Genomic DNA, 16,044 nt, shown 5'->3' on the forward strand with positions numbered 1-16,044 from the left:
GGGAGTCGTTGCAGACCGCAATTATTTCACGGGACGCTTTTCCAGCTTGCGGGCCAGCGTGCGGCGGTGCATGCCGAGCCGCCGCGCCGTTTCCGAGATATTGAAATCGGTTTCGATCAGCGTCTGGTGAATGCGCTCCCATTCCAGCGTCTTGATCGACGTCGGCCGCTGCTCCACGGCAACCGCCGCGTCGCCTGCCGCCTTCCGGAAGGCAGCTTCGATGTCGTCGGTGTTCGAAGGCTTGGCGAGATAGTGGCATGCTCCGAGCTTGATGGCCTCGACGGCCGTCGCGATGCTGGCAAAGCCCGTCAGCACGACGATGAGCATCGCCGGGTCGTGCGCGTGCAGTGTTTCGACGCAGGAGAGGCCTGAAGCGCCGGCAAGCTTGAGATCCACCACCGCGTAACCGGGGGATTGCGTCTCCAGCAACGTCTTGAGTTCGTCAAGCCCCGAGGCGATCAGCACGGTGTAGTCGCGGCGTTCGAATGAGCGCTTGAGCGTTCGCGCGAAACCTGCATCGTCCTCGACGATGACCAGCAATCGATCACTCGGCATGATCGCCTCCGATCGCGAGCATCGCCAGCGGCAGCGTCAACGTCACGGCCGCGCCACCCTGCGGCCGGTTCTGCGCCATGACCTGGCCGCCGAGCTTGCGCACGACGTTGACGACGAGGAACAGTCCCAGGCCGCCGCCAGGCCGGCCCTTGCTCGAATGATAGGGTTTGCCCAACTGTGCAAGCATTTCGGACGAGAATCCTGGACCATTGTCGCTGACACGCAGCAGGAGCGCTTCCGTGTTCCGCTCGGCGGCGAGCTCGAGCCAGTCGGGCGACGCTTCGAAGGCATTGTCCAGCAGGTTAAACACCACCTGCTTGAGTGCCGCATCCGAGGCGATGGCGAGATCAGCGCCGAACGAATTCTTGAAGGACAGCGTCGTCACCGAGCGCGCGGCACGCCACTCCTCAACCAGCTCAGCGAGAAAGGCGTTGACCGTCGTTGCAGACGAGCCCTCGCCGCGCGCTTCACCGGCCGAGACCAGAATGCCCGTAACGATGGATTTGCAGCGCTGAAGCGAGGACTCCATTTCAGAGAGATCTTCGGCAAGATCCGGATCGGACGTGAATGTCGGCATGCGACGCCAGTCGCTCAAAATCACCGACAGGGACGCGAGCGGCGTGCCGAGCTCGTGCGCGGCGCCCGACGCCAACAAGCCCATCCGGACGATATGATCCTCCTCGGCGGCATGCTGCCGCAAGGCAGCCAGATGCGCGTCGCGCTCGCGCAGATTCCGGTTGATGCGCGTCACGAACACCACCAGCAGCACTGCATCCAGCGCAAAGCCGATGAACGTACCGGCGATGTAGAGGGTGAACGGGTCCTCAAAGCCATATCGGGGTAATCCGAGCGGGCGATAGAAAAGGGTCAGGCCGGCAAAGCTGGCACAGGCCAGCGCGACGAGTGACCAGGTTGACCGTGCGTCCAGCAGAACCGCGCCCAGCGTGACCTGCAGCAGATAAAGAGACGTGAAGGGGTTGGTGGCTCCGCCGCTCAAATAGAGCTGGGCGGTCAGCGCGGCGACGTCGAGCATCAGCGCCAGCAACAACTCGCGATTGCTGATGTCGGCGCGATGGCGCATCCACATCAGGCTCGCGAGGTTCAGCGCGATCAGACCGCAAAGCACCGCCGCCATCTGGGGAAGCGGCAAGGCGATGCCGAGCCCCAGATGCACGAACGCGATCGTCGCGATCTGGCCGATTACCGCCGTCCAGCGCAGCTGGATCAGCAGCGCCATGTTCTTCCGGTTCGTCGTGTCGTCCGCTCCCGACGCCGGAAGAGCGTTGGCGCCGGCTTCTACGCGCGATTGTACGGACAGCGATGCAGCTGCGCCTGCCAAAGCAGGGCTGCTGCCACCTCCATTCGTATTCGACATCCGGTTCAGCATCTCAGTCCCGCGCGGCGAGCAGAACGGCGTCGCCCGGGAAACTGGCTGGCGACGACGCTCACACGTGAATCTATGTCGCCTTGGCGCAAGCGCCACTCGTCGCGGAAGACAAAGACGGCCGCCCCGCCGAGCATGAGGGCCAAGGTAAACCAGGTCAAAGCATAGACCAGATGGTTGTTGGAGAACGCAATCACCGTCAGTCCGCCCACAGGCCAGCCTCCGGGGTTCGGCGTCGCATCGGCATCGATGAAGAACGGAGCAACGTCGGGGAGCCCGCGCGCCGCTGCGATGGCCGAGACGTCGCGTGAATACCAGCGGTCAGCCGTCGGATCATTGGCCCTGAGGAACGCGCCGTTCGGCTCCGTCATCCGCACCAGCCCGGTGACACGGACGGTGCCTCCCGGTTCGCCGTCGCGGCGCATGGCCTGATCGCGGCGTTCCGGCGGAACAAAACCTCGATTGACGAGGATCGTCGCACCGTCGCCGGTCCGCAACGGCGTGAGAACCCAGAAGCCTCCGCCGAGCTCGGTCACGGCCTGCACGAGCGTTTCGCGATCGTGAAGGAAACGGCCGTCAACGCTCACGCGCCGGTAGGCATCACGGTCTGCGTTGATCGACGGCCATGCGTCGACGGCGGGAACCGGCACGGGCGCCGCATGAATTCGCTGCTCGACCCGTTGGATAAGATCGAGCTTCCAGGTCCGGCGTTCGATCTGCCACACGCCGAGCGAAGTCAGGACGGCGACGCCGAGAAGCGACAGAACCGCAAGCGTACCAAGCGCCAGCGGGGATCTTCGAGCGCGGCCTGTTCGTCGGCCAGGCTGCCCGGCGACATTACGCTCCCTGTGCGTCCGTGCCGCTGTCACGGCATCCGGCTCATGTCATGCACCGGCATCATGTTGGCGTTGAGGTGATACATCACCCATAGCGATCCGGTGAGCGCGATGACGACCATGATGATGGTGAAGATCAACGCCATCATGGTCCAGCCCTCCTCTGCGCGCGTGTTCATGTGCAGAAAGCAGATCATGTGGACGACGATCTGCGCGGCGGCGAAAGCCATGATGACGAGAGCGGTGATCTGCTTGCTGGCGAGTACGTCCGTCATGACGAGCCAGAACGGGATCGCCGTGAGGACGACGGACAGACCAAAGCCGATCAGATAACTGCGCAGCGAGCCATGCGCATGCAAATCGCCGGCATGATCGTCATGCGCATGCAAACCGCCCTCTATCTTCGTATTGGCGCTCATCGCAGCATCCCCATCAGATAGACGAACGTGAAGACACCGATCCAGATCACGTCGAGGAAGTGCCAGAACATGCTCAGGCACATCAGCCGCCGCCGATTGGCTTCGATCAGGCCGTAGCGTGCGACCTGCCCCATCAACGTCGCCAGCCAGACGAGCCCGAAAGTGACGTGCAGGCCATGCGTGCCGACCAGTGTGAAGAACGACGACAGGAAGGCGCTGCGCTGCGGCGTTGCACCTTCGTGGATCATGTGGGCGAACTCGTACAGCTCGATGCCGATGAATGCGAGACCGAACAGACCGGTGACGGCCAGCCATGCCTGGGTCGCGCCGACGCGCCCCTTCACCATCGTCAGCATCGCAAAGCCGTAGGTGATCGACGACAAGAGCAGCATTGACGTGTTGACCGCCACCAGCGGCAGGTCGAACAGGTCCTTTGGCGCCGGGCCCGCAGCGTAATTGCTTCCAAGCACGCCGTAGGTCGCAAACAGGATTGCGAAGATGAGACAGTCGCTCATCAGATAGATCCAGAAGCCGAGCATCGTGCTGCCGCCTTCGGCATGCGCGTGCTCGTCTTCCAGGTGAAAGACCGGGGCTGCGCCCTTTGATAGGGTGACTGCGACGGTCACGGCTCAGGTTCCTGCCGCGAGCAGACGGGTGCGTGCGCCTTCCGCCTGCGCGACCTCGTCGGCTGGAATATGAAAATCACGATGATAGTTGAACGTATGGCCGATCGCGACCGCGAGCAGCGCAACGAAGGATGCCGCCGCAAGCCACCACATGTACCAGATCAGACCGAAACCCAGCGCCGTGCTCAGACCGGCCAGCACGATGCCGGTTGCCGTGTTGCTCGGCATGTGGATCGGCTTGAAGTTCGCAAGCGGCCTTCGATACCCGCGCCGCTTCATATCCCACCAGGCATCATTGTCGTAGACGACCGGGGTGAAGGCGAAATTGTAGTCGGCCGGCGGCGAAGACGTCGCCCATTCCAGCGTACGCCCGTCCCATGGATCGCCGGTCACGTCGCGCAAGGACTCGCGCCGCAGCACGCTGACGGCGATCTGCACCAGGAAGGCGACGATGCCGAGCAGGATCAGGAAGGCGCCGATGCCGGCGATGACGAACCAGATCTGCAATGACGGATCGTCGAAGACGCGCAGCCGCCGGGTCACGCCCATCAGGCCGAGCACATAGAGCGGCATGAACGCAAGATAGAAACCGACGACCCAGAACCAGAACGACAGCTTGCCCCAGAATGGATCAAGCTTGAATCCGAATGCCTTCGGAAACCAGTAGGCGATGCCGGCAAACAGGCCGAACAAGACGCCGCCGATGATGACGTTGTGGAAATGCGCGACCAGGAACAAGCTGTTGTGCAGCACGAAATCCGCGGGCGGCACGGCCAACAGGACGCCGGTCATGCCGCCAATGACGAACGTCAGCATGAACGCGATCGTCCACATCATCGGCAGTTCGAAGCGGATGCGGCCGCGATACATCGTGAACAGCCAGTTAAATATCTTGGCGCCGGTCGGGATCGAAATGATCATGGTCGTGATCCCGAAGAACGAGTTGACGCTGGCGCCCGATCCCATCGTGAAGAAGTGGTGCAACCACACGAGATAGGAAAGGATGGTGATGACGACGGTGGCGTAGACCATCGACGTGTAGCCGAACAGCCGCTTGCCGGAGAACGTAGAGGTGACCTCGGAAAAGATGCCGAACGCCGGCAGGATCAGGATGTACACCTCCGGATGCCCCCAGATCCAGATGAGGTTCACATACATCATCGGATTGCCGCCGAAGTCGTTGGTGAAGAAGTTCGTGCCGATGTAGCGGTCCAGCGACAGCAGCGCGAGCACCGCGGTCAGCACCGGAAACGAGGCGACAATCAGCACGTTCGTGCAGAGCGACGTCCAGGTGAACACGGGCATCTTCATCATCGTCATGCCCGGCGCGCGCAGCTTGACGATCGTGCAGATTAGGTTGATGCCCGATAATGTCGTTCCGACACCGGCGACCTGAAGCGCCCAGATGTAGTAATCGACCCCGACATCGGGGCTGTAGCCGATGTTCGACAACGGCGGATAGGCAAGCCAGCCCGTTCGCGCGAACTCGCCGATGAACAGCGACATCATCACCAGGACCGCACCGCCCGCCGTCATCCAGAAGCTGAAATTGTTGAGGAACGGGAACGACACGTCGCGCGCGCCGATCTGTAACGGAACGACGTAATTCATCAGCCCGGTGACAAGCGGCATCGCCACGAAGAAGATCATGATGACGCCGTGCGCAGTGAAGACCTGATCGTAGTGATGGGCGTTGAGATAGCCCTCGGAGCCGTTGAACGCGATCGCCTGCTGAAGACGCATCATGATCGCGTCGGCGAATCCGCGCAGCAGCATGACGATGCCGAGCACCATGTACATGATGCCGATGCGCTTGTGATCCACGGTCGTGAACCACTCGCGCCACAAATAGCCCCAGAGACGAAAATAGGTGACCGCACCAAGAAGGGCCAAGCCTCCGATCGCGACCACCACGAAGGTGGCAACGACGATCGGTTCGTGGAGCGGCAGCGACTCCCAGGTCAGGCGGCCGAAGATCGCTTTGGCGATAGCAGATGTGTCGAACATGATCGCCTCAGGAACCGGACAAGGGACGTTGCCCAACGAAGAATGACGTCGACAAGAGCTTGTTCGCAGTGAAGTCCGGAGGTTTCAGACCCGAGCCCGTGACAGGCGTCATGCGACGCGGCGCGGCGAGAGACTTCGGCATCTCGCTGTCCAATTCCTCGATCGCGCAAATTCCCGCAACAAATGTGGCCTCAGGTCCGAACACGGCGCCACGCCGGGCATACTTGTCATAGGTCAATGGCAGGGTGTTGTTCAGCCCCGCGAGCCCAAGCCCGCCCTTGGCGTCAATTGCCATCATCTCGCTCATGCACATCTTGCCCGGCTCGACGCACATGTTGAGGATGGCCTTGTAGAGGGCGGGATCGACGGCCGCATAGCGACGTACGGGCTCGTTCTCGCTTGGCCGTTCGAGTTCGAGGTATCTGGATCGGTCGAGCCCGCCGCCGCCGGCCTTGACATGCGCGACCCAGTCCTCAAATCCTTTGCCCGCCAATCCATGAAAATCGAACCGCATGCCGGAGAATCCTGCGCCGCTGTAATTGGCGGAGAAGCCCTGGTAGACGCCCGGCTTGTTGATGACGGCGTGCAGCTTCGTCTCCATGCCGGCCATGGCGTAGACTTGGCCGGCGAGCGCGGGAATGTAGAAGGAATTCATCACCGATGACGAGGTGATGCGAAAATGGATCGGGCGATCGACCGGTGCGGCGAGTTCGTTGACGGTCGCGATGCCTTCCTCCGGATAGATGAAGAGCCATTTCCAGTCGAGCGCGACCACGTTCACTTCGAGCGGCCTTGCCGTTTCCGGTACTGAACGTCCCGACGCAATCCGGCCAAGAGTGCGATAGGGATCAAGCAGGTGGGTGCCCATCCATGTGAGCGCGCCGAGACAGATGATGATCAGAAGCGGAGCCGCCCAGATGACGAGTTCGAGCTGCGTCGAATGATCCCAATCAGGCTCGTAGCGCGCCGACGTATTCGAATGACGATAGCGCCAGGCAAAGATCGCGGTCAGCGCCATGACAGGCACGATGATCACCAGCATCAGGACAGTCGAGATAACCACGAGATCGCGCTGCTGTGCGGCGACGTCTCCGGAGGGATCGAGAACGACGAAGTTGCAGCCACTCAAGAGAGCCGCCAAGGGCAGCAGCGCGACAAGTCTCAAACCACTCACGACGGAACCTGCTTGGAATTGAATTTCCTCTGTTCTTCGAACACGTAGCTGCGGCGCAGCACGGTCGACATTGGACAATTTGTCCAATGCCGCCGCTTCCCGAACGGCGCGACAAGCAGGCTCGCGGAGGTGCGCCTCCGGCCCGATGAACATGACTTTCTGCCGAACGGATTGAGTGGCGATGGCGCCAGCAGCGACAATGACCGAACGTGATGGAGGAAGGATCGACCTCCACCAAGGCCACGCCAACCCGGCCGACATTGCCATTGGCGTGATCATTGGGCGGACGTCAGAGTTCTTCGACTTCTTCGTCTATGCGATCGCGTCGGTGATCGTCTTTCCGCGGCTGGTGTTTCCCTATGCGGATCCACTGACCGGAACGCTGTATTCGTTTGCGATCTTCGCACTCGCCTTCATCGCGCGGCCATTTGGCACCTGGATCTTCACAGCCATCGACCGCAACCACGGCAAGGGCGTGAAGCTTACGCTCGCGCTGTTCCTGCTCGGCACGTCGACGGTCGCGATCGCGTTCCTGCCCGGCTATGAAACAATCGGCGCAGCTTCCGCCTGGCTTCTTGCTTTGGGACGCATCGGTCAGGGCCTGGCGTGGGGCGGAGCCTGGGACGGCCTTGCATCGCTGCTCGCGCTCAACGCTCCGCCGCACCGGCGCGGCTGGTACGCGATGATTCCTCAGCTTGGCGCGCCCTTGGGCCTTATCGTCGCGAGCGGATTGTTCGCATTTTTCGCCGGCAACCTTTCGGCGGAAGACTTCTTTGGCTGGGGCTGGCGCTATCCATTCTTCGTCGCCTTCGCGATCAACGTCGTCGCCCTGTTCGCGCGGTTGCGCATGGTCGCAACGCCGGACTACACAAACCTGTTCGAGAGCCGCGATCTGCAGCCGGCCAGTGTCGTCGACACGGTGCGGCACGAGGGCCGGAATATCGCGATCGGGGCATTCGCTCCGCTCGCGAGCTTCGCCTTGTTCCACATGGTCACGGTCTTTCCGCTTTCATGGGTGTTCCTGTACACGAACGATGCGCCGGCACGGTTTCTGGTGATCGAGATCATCGGTGCGGTGTTCGGCATCGCGGCCATTGTCGCCTCCGGGCTCATCGCCGATCGGGTTGGCCGAACATCGCTGTTGATCGGATCCGCGGTCGCGATCGCGGCCTATAGCGGCTTTGCACCGCAACTGCTCGATGCCGGTGTCGTCGGCGAGACGGTTTACATGGTGTTGGGGTTCGTGCTGCTCGGCCTTTCGTTCGGCCAGTCATCGGGCGCCATCGCATCCGTCTTTTCCACGACGTATCGCTATACGGCCTCGGCTTTGACCTCCGACTTCGCGTGGCTGTTCGGCGCCGGATTTGCGCCGCTCGCCGCGCTCGTCCTGGCTAGCAATTTCGGACTGATCTCGGCCGGCGCCTATCTCCTGTCCGGCGCGGTCTGCACCCTGCTGGCGCTGACACTGAGCCGGAAACGAGGCATGCATGACGATCGGACTGAGGTCGCAGATCGCGCGCCCGCGCAGTCGTCCAGCTAGGTCGATCCTCGACCGAACAGAGCGTGGAGCATGCGAAGCATATCGGGATCGTTCTGCAGAGTATGAGCACCGATCGCGAGCCCGCCAAGCGCGTAAACGCCGACGGCGATGCCGCCCAGCGCCCAATAGCCCGTGGCGATGCCGCCTGCGCCGAGCCCCAGCGCCGCCGCAATTCCACCGAAGCACACGAGACCGAGGCTGATGCCGCCGAACGCCGCGAGACCGATTGCGACGCCGCCGAATGCGGCGAAGCCGACGGCGATGTTGCCAACTGCGATAATACCGCACGCAGGTTTAAAGCCGATCAGCCACACCGGGCCGAGCATGACGTGAACAAGCGGCAGGCCGAACAGCGTTCTCCGGGACTTGTATTCATAGAGGTAGAGCGGCCGCCCCGCCCCATCGACAGCGATCGCCGGACCGCGCTGCCGCAAAGGCCTGCCGCATCCGGGGCAGACTGCCGCCTGGTTGCTGATCTCCCGGCCGCAATCCGGGCACCGCGTCAGAGTCATTTGGCATCTCCTGGATCGCCCCCGCGTCCCAGTCCGCCGCTTCTCAGGGCAGGATCAGTTCCACATATGGACGGCGATGAGCCAGCCGCCGCGCCCGTGCGCGAGCACGTTGAGCCAGTTGCCCTCGAAGCTTTGCTGACCGCCGCCGGGTCCGCGAAGCGCCCATCGACCCGACGTGACCAGCGACGAGTCCTTCGCAAACACATCGCCGAGATCGACGGCATAGTCGCGAAAGCCTTGAGCGCGGATATCGGCAAAGAATGTGCAGATCGCCTGCGCGCCGACGAGTGTCGGTCGCCCCGGCGGGACGATCCGCGCATCCGGCGCGTAGAACCGCGCCATATCGGCAACTCTTCCCGCGTTGAAGGTCTGAGCCCACTCGTCGACGAGCGCCTGTGCCTCTCGCTGCATGTCGGACGATTTCTCCTTTACTGCTGTGCCGAATAACCCTGCGCAATTGCGGGCTTCTGGGCGGTGCTCCCGAGCACGGGCCAGAACAACCAATCCTCAAGCGGACAAAGGGACGTTGCGGCCTCCTCGGACCCAACCGGCCGAATGCGCACGCTGTCGGTCGATGGGTAGTCGAGAACAATGCGTGCTGCTCCGAGCCGACGGGCAAAGCTTTGCGAGCCGGACACCGTTTCGACCTCCAGCGGCGCACCTGCGCCGTCGTGGCTGAGCAGAAGACGCGATCCTGCCCGCTGCTTCCTCACCGTCTGAGCGAACGCTTCCGGCGGCATGTCGGTCAGGTAGAAGATGGCCGTGCTCGGCGTCGTCAGTTGCGCGAGGCGCGGAAACCAGCGCCCTTGCAACTGGAGCAGCACGAGAGCAATGCCGTGTGCCCGGCGCAGGAGGTCGACCATGATCCGCAACCGAGGCTCGGGCCGCTGACCTTGGTGCAGCAAAATAACCTGGCCGAATCGTCCAGTCTTGCCAAGGAAAGCGGCCAGCTGAAACAGCACGGAGAACACGCACACATGATGGATCGTATCGACCCAGAGCGGACCGAATCCGTCGAGCCCGCGCGCCTCACGGACGTGGAGCATCTTCTCCACTGCGCCGAGGTATCTGATCGTCTGATCCGTCGACATGCCCTGCATGACCAGCGGCTCAAAGGCGAAGTCGATGATGTTCAGCGCGGCCTTGCGGTTGACGTCATGTGACAACGTCGTGAGGCCGCTCCGCGCGCGCAGAAGCATATGGTCCAGTCGGCCTCCGTCGACCTGCGCAATCAGGCGATCGCGCACGTGACGACCCGCCTTGCTCGCAGCAAACGTGCTGGCGACAAAGGTGTCGAACCTGTCGGGTATGAGATCGAAGGCGCGAGCCGGAGTGATCGCGTTCACGGCTCTGAACTCTCCAGCACCCGGTCCGCCCTGGCCGCCTCAGACGAAGGCGCAGCCTCGAGTGCCGCCTCGCCGGCAAAAAGCATCGCGCTGTCGATCCGTCGTCCATGCAGCGCGCTGACTTTTTCCAGCACGCGCGCCTGGGCGGCCTGCAGCGATTCCAGCGAATGACGCTCGCCGGATTGCATGGCCTCGACCGTTGCTTCCTCGGGCAGCCATTGATCGGCCGAGACCACGCCGAGACCCTTGGCACGACTGAAGACATATTCGGCCGTGTTCCACTTCCAGCTCGGACAGGGTAGCGCCGCTTCCTCCGGATTGCTGTAAACGAAGCGGTGCGCGCAGAAGCCGCCGCACATCGGCAGAATCTTGCACGAAGCGCAAATCGGGTTGTCGAATGGCTCCCATTGCGACCACAGGCTGGCGTTCACGCTGTCGTGCAGCTTGTCCGGCTCGAAGATGCTGCCGGTTCGCTTGCTCGGATCGTGCGCCGTCTCCCAGCACTTGTGCACGTCACCCTCGCCCGACACGACATAGCCGCCGTGGGAGGCCGCCACGCACATTCCGGCGAAGCCGTTCGACGGCGCCTGGATGGAAGCAAAGCCAAGGCGCCGCGCGCGCTCCTCGAGCGCGAGCACCTTACGATTGAACTCCGCGCGGGAGAGCTTCTCCTCGAAGGCGCTGCCGCTCTCCGGCGTGGAGGCTTCGATGGGCGCGAAATAGACGCTGAAGTTGCCGCGCTTGGCGAAATTTCGCTCGACGAGGCGATCGAGCATGGAATTGACGTTGTCAACGTTGCTCTGACCGACATTGACACGCACATTGATCGCAATCGCCGTCTGATCCAGCGATTCGGCAATGTTGTCGAGGATGCGGTCGAAGGTTCCGTGCCCTGAGGTCAGAGGCCGCATCTTGTCGTGTGTTCCGCGGTCGCCGTCGATCGTCACTTGCACCCAACGGATGCGGCGGGTGTAAAGCTGCGCGGCCATTTCGCCGTTGAGGAACCAAGCATTGGAGACGATTCCGGCGCTGTAGGCGATCTTCTGTTTGTCGCAGTACGAAATCAGAATGTCCGACAGCCGGAAGATCGAATCCTTGCCCATCAGTGGCTCGCCGCCGTACCAGACGATGCTGAGCGACTTGAGATCCTTTTTTGCCTTGACGAAATCGACGATGGCATTCTGCACGTCCGGCTTCATCTTCGTCGTCGGCTTGTTCAGGCCTTGGAAGCAGTAGCCGCAGGCAAAGTTGCAGGCCATGGTTGGCGCGATCGTCAGCGTCAGGTTGTTTTTGGCGCTGCGGGTCGCGTCGTAATTGTTTCGCACTACCGCAAGCTCATCGACTGTCGCGCCGACCACGTGGCCGCCGCCGACGAGCGCTTCGAGCAGCAAGCGATCGCTCACGTCTCCGCTCGAGAAAGACGGTCTTTCCGCGAGCTCGCGATAGATACGGGCCTCGCCGTCGGACAGAAGGATGAGCGACCGTGTCCGCGAATTGAAAAGCAGCGCGGCGCCATCGGCAAGCCTGACCGGGATGTCGTAACGCGAGGCCTTGTAGCTGTTCGCCGCGGCGCCGTGCTGGCGCCCGTGAACGGTCGACAGGGTCTGTCGCGCAGCCACCTCCAATGCACTCGCACGCGCGGAATTCTGCGCCAGCGACGCAACCTCCGCCTGTTCATGATCCTGGGGCACCTGGCATTCGAAATCGGGCATGGGTTCTGTCCTGCTTAGTGCGTCTGCTGCGATACCGATCGCGCCATAGCAATGCGCGTCAGCGTGGTTTCCGCGAGCTCTGCAAGCATGTCGTTCCACAAGGCGAGGAACACGTCGGCACGAATCGAGGCGTCGATGATGGCGGTGCCGGCGACCTCATCGAGCGGCAAGCCGGTCAGCGTGACCACCCGCCTGTTGACGACCATGGTGGTGAATTCTCCATGGCGGCCTATTCCCATCACGCGGAGCGCAAAGCGGCCGCCCAGCGTCTCCAGGTGGCGCACGTCGTAAATGCGCGGCAACAATCCAAGCATCAGATTGCGGAAGAACGCGAAGTTTCCCGCCGCGCCGGCCGTATTCCGCCATGTGGCTTCAAGCAGCACCTCCGGCGCGAGCCGCACGCCTGCCATGAAGCTCGCCAGCGCGATCGGGTTCGACGCGTAGCGGCGGCCCGCCGCTGTGATCTCGCGCATGGTGACGCGCGCGGTGCTGTTGCGCATGTCGATCATCAGCATGACGGCAGCACCGGGATGACGTTCACCGCGCAGAACGAAATCGGATCGAGCACCGGCGCGTCGACGCCACAGACGCCACCGAGATTGGCGGCACAGACACCCGTATCGATGGCACAGGCGTCGGCGCCCGCCTTGGCGGCGCAGGCATCCGCATCGGCCGCGCAGGCATCGAGCGACGCGTTGGCCGCACACGCATCGGCGTCGGCAGCACAGGCGTCGGCCGAAGCGTTGGCAGCGCACGCATCCGCATCAGCCGCGCAGGCTTCTGCGACCGCGTTCGCCGCGCAGGCTGCGGCATCCGCAGCGCAGGCTTCGACGGACGCATCGGCTGCGCAGGCGTTGGCGTCGGCGGCACATGCTTCAGCGCCCGCGTCGGCGCCGCAGATGTTGCCGTCAGCGCCGCAAGCCTCGACGGTCGCGTCCGCGGCGCAAGCGTTGCCGTCCGCCGCACAGGCTTCAGCGCCGACATCGGCGCCGCAGACGTTGCCGTCCGCTGCGCAGGCCTCGACTGTTGCATCCGTGCCGCACACGTTGCCGTCCGCGACGCAAGCCTCCGCGCCACCGTCGACACCGCAGACATTGCCGTCCGCAGTACAGGCTTCGACGGTTGCATCCGAGGCGCAAGCGTTACCGTCGACGCCGCAAGCTTCCGCGCCAATGTTGGTTCCGCAGGCGTCGCCGTCGGTGCCGCAGGCCTCGACAGTGCCGTCGGTGCCACATACGTTGCCGTCCGTCCCGCACACGCCACCGCTGGCTTTGGCGCCGCAGGCGAGGTTGCCGTCAACACCGCAGAGCTTCGGCGGGCTGTGCTTCGAGCCGCAGGTGCTGCCGTCGACGCCGCAGAGCTTTCCGTCCGTAAACTTGCCGCCGCAGGTCCCGTAGTTCACGCCGCATCCCGAACCGACACGGGCATTCCCTCCGCAGAGGGTTCCCTTGGCGCCGCATGCTGCGCCGCCGGCTGCATTGCCCCCACAGGAGGCAAGGTCGGTGCCGCAAGCTGTGCCGATCCCCAGATTGCCGCCACAGCCACCCGCCCTTCCGCCACACGCGGTGCCTCCGCTGGCCTTGGCCACACAAGGCGTGACGTTTCCCCCGCAGGCCGTGCCGGCACCCACGTCGACGCCGCACGGCAAGGTTGCCGCCGCAGCGCAAGGGTTGTGGATGCTCGCGTCGATGCCGCACGGAACTCCCGACGCAGGCTGCGGGTTCGGCGTTCCGGTCGGAGCTGGGGTGGGTATTGGCGTGGGTGTTGGTGTTGGTGTTGCCGTCGGAGGCGGCGAGCTCGGCTGCTGCGGCGGCTGGCTCGGCTGTTGCGGCGGCTGGCTCGGAGATGGCGTCTGCTGCGGCGGTGAGCCCATCGGCACGCGCACGGTGTCGCCGGGCTTGATCCGATCCGGGTCCCGCAGTTGGGGGTTGGCCTTGAGCACGTCGGGAAACGGGCGGTCATGCTGGCGCGAAATGCTCCAGAGCGATTCGCCCTCCTTGACGCGATGCTCGACGACGTTGTCGTTGGCAACTTGTCCGACGTTCTGCCCGTTGCCGGCCTGCTGGTTCCGCGGCGCCGACGCGTTGTCAACGCGCGGGGCGTCAGGCCGGCTCGCGCGCTGCAGGCTGTCGGACCAAGATTGAGCGTCGTCTGTTTCCTCTTTCGCCTCTGTCCGCTGCGAACGCGCGCCGACAGCCTTGTCGATGACCTTCGCCATTGTCCAATCCGCCCATTACCAACAATGTCCGCTGCCGAAGCAAAATCTCTGCGCTCCGACTCTTGCGTATTGGATAGCGCGCCGACCTGACATCGACCTGACGGGGTCGCGAGCAGCAGCTCGTGCCAGGCCTTGGTCAAGCCGACGCTTGCAAACGTGGCCTGCGCCAAGCTGATCGCTTCGGTCGTTTACGGGATTCCTGCCCAGTGATAGGCTGAGCTTCATGGTCGCAAAGCTGGAACTATCTGACGTCCTCGCGCACGTCGACGCACAGCGCGAGACATCTCTCCATCGGTTGATGGACTACGTCCGCCATCCAAGCATCAGTGCACACAACATCGGCATCAAGGACGTTGCCGAACTTCTGGTGGACATGCTGAGCAAGCTCGGCCTCGAGGCTCGGCTGGTGCCGAGTGCGGGGCATCCGATGGTCGTCGCGCGCTGGCTCAAGGCCGAAGGCGCGCCGACGGTCCTGCTCTACGGTCACTATGACGTGCAGCCGCCGGACCCGCTCGACCTGTGGCTCAGTCCTCCGTTCGAGCCGACGATCCGCGATGGCCGCATTTTTGCGCGCGGTGTCGCCGACAATAAGGGCCAGCATTTCGCGCAGATCCTTGCGATCGAATCGCATCTCAAGGTCCACGGGCGTTTGCCCTGCAACGTCATCCTGCTGCTCGAGGGCGAGGAAGAAATCGGCAGCCCACACATCGCCGATTTCGTGCGCGACCATCGCGATCTGCTGAAGGCGGATCTTGCGGTCACGGCCGATGGCCCGCTGCATCCGTCGGGTCGGCCAACACTCAAGTTGGGATCCCGCGGCGTCATCAGCTTCGATCTTCACGCGCGACACGCCAGCCGCGATGTTCATTCCGGCAATTTTGGCGGTGTCGTGCCGAACCCGCTGTGGACGCTCGTGCACCTGCTCGCGACGATGAAGAATGATCGCGGCGAGATCACGATCGAGGGATTTGACGATGACGTCCTCGCACCGACCGAAGAGGAGTGCGAGGCCGTCGCGCGGCTGCCGCTCGATCTGGACGAGATCAAGCGTTCGCTCGGCCTTAGTCGCCTGGATGAACCGGCCGGGCGCGACTACTACGAACGCCTGTGTTTCAGGCCCACGCTGACGATCAATGGGCTGCACGGCGGTTATGGCGGGCCGGGTTCGAAAACCGTGCTGCCGCACGAGGCCATCGCGAAGTGCGACATCCGCCTCGTCGCGGCGCAGGACACGGCCGATATTCTTCGTAAAGTCGAGGCGCACGTGCACAAGCATGCGCCCGAAGTCACGGTGGTCTCACACGGATCGGGCATGCAGCCCTCGAAAACGCCGATCAACTCATCCTATGCGGCACCGATCCGCCAGGCGATCGTGGCTGCGCATGGGATCGAGCCGCTGATCTACCCGGCCGGCTTCGGCAGCCTGCCTGGCTATGCCTTTACCCAGATCCTCGGGATAGACGCGTTCGTAACGCCTTACGGCAATGCCGACGAGGCCAATCACGCGCCGAACGAAAACCTGAAGATCGAATGCTTCTTCAATGGCATTCGCACCGGCGCAGCACTGCTGGACACGCTCGGCAAGGCCAATTTCGGCTAGTGTCCCGAATCCGAAGTTCGCCATACTTTGCAGCGAGCTCAGAGCGAACTTCGGATTCGATCAGGACACTAGCAAGTTTATGATTCTAGTGTCGTTTATGGATCAGAAATTCGCA

At 63.2% G+C, this 16,044-nt stretch carries 15 protein-coding genes; 2 read left to right on the forward strand and 13 right to left on the reverse strand.

Annotated elements, in window-relative coordinates; all coding sequences use genetic code 11:
- Positions 1-21 precede the first annotated feature (21 nt).
- Genes RCO31_RS29505 through cyoA form a run of 7 tightly spaced genes read right to left on the reverse strand, consistent with a single transcriptional unit; the run spans position 22 to position 7,001 of the window.
- Positions 22-555, reverse strand: coding sequence for a response regulator transcription factor (locus tag RCO31_RS29505; RefSeq protein ID WP_308971880.1), 534 nt, complete (start codon positions 553-555; stop codon positions 22-24).
- Positions 545-1,930 (reverse strand): ATP-binding protein, encoded by a 1,386-nt coding sequence (locus RCO31_RS29510; RefSeq protein WP_308971881.1) that lies wholly within the window; start codon positions 1,928-1,930, stop codon positions 545-547. The genes RCO31_RS29505 and RCO31_RS29510 overlap by 11 nt, the downstream gene beginning before the upstream one ends.
- A 5-nt stretch (positions 1,931-1,935) precedes the next feature.
- Positions 1,936-2,808, reverse strand: a complete 873-nt coding sequence (locus RCO31_RS29515) for an SURF1 family protein (protein WP_374991549.1) — start codon at positions 2,806-2,808, stop codon at positions 1,936-1,938.
- A complete protein-coding gene (gene cyoD / locus RCO31_RS29520; protein ID WP_308971882.1) occupies positions 2,805-3,194 on the reverse strand; it encodes a cytochrome o ubiquinol oxidase subunit IV in 390 nt (129 codons plus the stop codon). The genes RCO31_RS29515 and cyoD overlap by 4 nt, the downstream gene beginning before the upstream one ends.
- Positions 3,191-3,820: a cytochrome o ubiquinol oxidase subunit III gene (gene cyoC, locus RCO31_RS29525; RefSeq protein ID WP_308971883.1), complete on the reverse strand. Its 630-nt coding sequence runs from the start codon at positions 3,818-3,820 to the stop codon at positions 3,191-3,193. Before cyoC ends, cyoD begins: the two co-directional genes overlap by 4 nt.
- A gap of 3 nt (positions 3,821-3,823) precedes the next feature.
- Positions 3,824-5,827, reverse strand: coding sequence for a cytochrome o ubiquinol oxidase subunit I (gene cyoB / locus RCO31_RS29530; protein ID WP_308971884.1), 2,004 nt, complete (start codon positions 5,825-5,827; stop codon positions 3,824-3,826).
- Positions 5,828-5,834: 7 nt separating this feature from the next.
- On the reverse strand, positions 5,835-7,001 hold the full coding sequence (gene cyoA / locus RCO31_RS29535; RefSeq protein WP_308971885.1) for a ubiquinol oxidase subunit II: 1,167 nt from the start codon (positions 6,999-7,001) through the stop codon (positions 5,835-5,837).
- Positions 7,002-7,182: 181 nt separating this feature from the next.
- Here cyoA and RCO31_RS29540 point away from each other — a divergent pair, with 181 nt between their 5' ends.
- Positions 7,183-8,541 (forward strand): MFS transporter, encoded by a 1,359-nt coding sequence (locus RCO31_RS29540; protein ID WP_374991550.1) that lies wholly within the window; start codon positions 7,183-7,185, stop codon positions 8,539-8,541.
- Here the strand turns inward: RCO31_RS29540 and RCO31_RS29545 are convergent.
- From RCO31_RS29545 to RCO31_RS29570, 6 genes are read right to left on the reverse strand one after another with little or no spacing between them, the layout of a single operon-like run.
- On the reverse strand, positions 8,538-9,053 hold the full coding sequence (locus tag RCO31_RS29545) for a zinc ribbon domain-containing protein (RefSeq protein ID WP_308971887.1): 516 nt from the start codon (positions 9,051-9,053) through the stop codon (positions 8,538-8,540). The two genes, RCO31_RS29540 and RCO31_RS29545, sit on opposite strands and share 4 nt — an antisense overlap.
- Before the next feature lie 54 nt (positions 9,054-9,107).
- Positions 9,108-9,464 carry a nuclear transport factor 2 family protein gene (locus RCO31_RS29550; protein WP_308971888.1) on the reverse strand — a complete coding sequence of 119 codons (357 nt, stop codon included), beginning with the start codon at positions 9,462-9,464 and terminating at the stop codon, positions 9,108-9,110.
- Between the two features lie 17 nt (positions 9,465-9,481).
- Positions 9,482-10,399 carry a hypothetical protein gene (locus RCO31_RS29555; RefSeq protein WP_308971889.1) on the reverse strand — a complete coding sequence of 306 codons (918 nt, stop codon included), beginning with the start codon at positions 10,397-10,399 and terminating at the stop codon, positions 9,482-9,484.
- A complete protein-coding gene (locus RCO31_RS29560; protein WP_308971890.1) occupies positions 10,396-12,111 on the reverse strand; it encodes a radical SAM/SPASM domain-containing protein in 1,716 nt (571 codons plus the stop codon). The genes RCO31_RS29555 and RCO31_RS29560 overlap by 4 nt, the downstream gene beginning before the upstream one ends.
- A 14-nt stretch (positions 12,112-12,125) precedes the next feature.
- A complete protein-coding gene (locus RCO31_RS29565) occupies positions 12,126-12,626 on the reverse strand; it encodes a hypothetical protein (RefSeq protein ID WP_308971891.1) in 501 nt (166 codons plus the stop codon).
- Positions 12,620-14,329, reverse strand: a complete 1,710-nt coding sequence (locus RCO31_RS29570) for a LysM domain-containing protein (RefSeq protein ID WP_308971892.1) — start codon at positions 14,327-14,329, stop codon at positions 12,620-12,622. Before RCO31_RS29570 ends, RCO31_RS29565 begins: the two co-directional genes overlap by 7 nt.
- A gap of 223 nt (positions 14,330-14,552) precedes the next feature.
- On the opposite strand from RCO31_RS29570, the gene RCO31_RS29575 reads away from it, so the two are divergent.
- The gene (locus RCO31_RS29575; RefSeq protein ID WP_308971893.1) at positions 14,553-15,929 is read left to right on the forward strand and encodes a M20/M25/M40 family metallo-hydrolase; all 1,377 of its coding nucleotides are present in this window, start codon (positions 14,553-14,555) and stop codon (positions 15,927-15,929) included.
- Positions 15,930-16,044: the final 115 nt, after the last annotated feature.

The organism is Bradyrhizobium sp. LHD-71 (assembly GCF_031157255.1).
Lineage (GTDB): Bacteria > Pseudomonadota > Alphaproteobacteria > Rhizobiales > Xanthobacteraceae > P52-10.

Bases quoted from the DNA above. Each gene is read 5' to 3' on its own strand.
- RCO31_RS29505 (WP_308971880.1), bottom strand. From the start codon at position 555: ATGCCGAGTGATCGATTGCTGGTCATCGTCGAGGACGATGCAGGTTTC.
- RCO31_RS29510 (WP_308971881.1), bottom strand. From the start codon at position 1,930: ATGTCGAATACGAATGGAGGTGGCAGCAGCCCTGCTTTGGCAGGCGCA.
- cyoD (WP_308971882.1), bottom strand. From the start codon at position 3,194: ATGAGCGCCAATACGAAGATAGAGGGCGGTTTGCATGCGCATGACGAT.
- cyoB (WP_308971884.1), bottom strand. From the start codon at position 5,827: ATGTTCGACACATCTGCTATCGCCAAAGCGATCTTCGGCCGCCTGACC.
- RCO31_RS29540 (WP_374991550.1), top strand. From the start codon at position 7,183: ATGGCGCCAGCAGCGACAATGACCGAACGTGATGGAGGAAGGATCGAC.
- RCO31_RS29545 (WP_308971887.1), bottom strand. From the start codon at position 9,053: ATGACTCTGACGCGGTGCCCGGATTGCGGCCGGGAGATCAGCAACCAG.
- RCO31_RS29550 (WP_308971888.1), bottom strand. From the start codon at position 9,464: ATGCAGCGAGAGGCACAGGCGCTCGTCGACGAGTGGGCTCAGACCTTC.
- RCO31_RS29560 (WP_308971890.1), bottom strand. From the start codon at position 12,111: ATGCCCGATTTCGAATGCCAGGTGCCCCAGGATCATGAACAGGCGGAG.
- RCO31_RS29565 (WP_308971891.1), bottom strand. From the start codon at position 12,626: ATGCTGATGATCGACATGCGCAACAGCACCGCGCGCGTCACCATGCGC.
- RCO31_RS29570 (WP_308971892.1), bottom strand. From the start codon at position 14,329: ATGGCGAAGGTCATCGACAAGGCTGTCGGCGCGCGTTCGCAGCGGACA.
- RCO31_RS29575 (WP_308971893.1), top strand. From the start codon at position 14,553: ATGGTCGCAAAGCTGGAACTATCTGACGTCCTCGCGCACGTCGACGCA.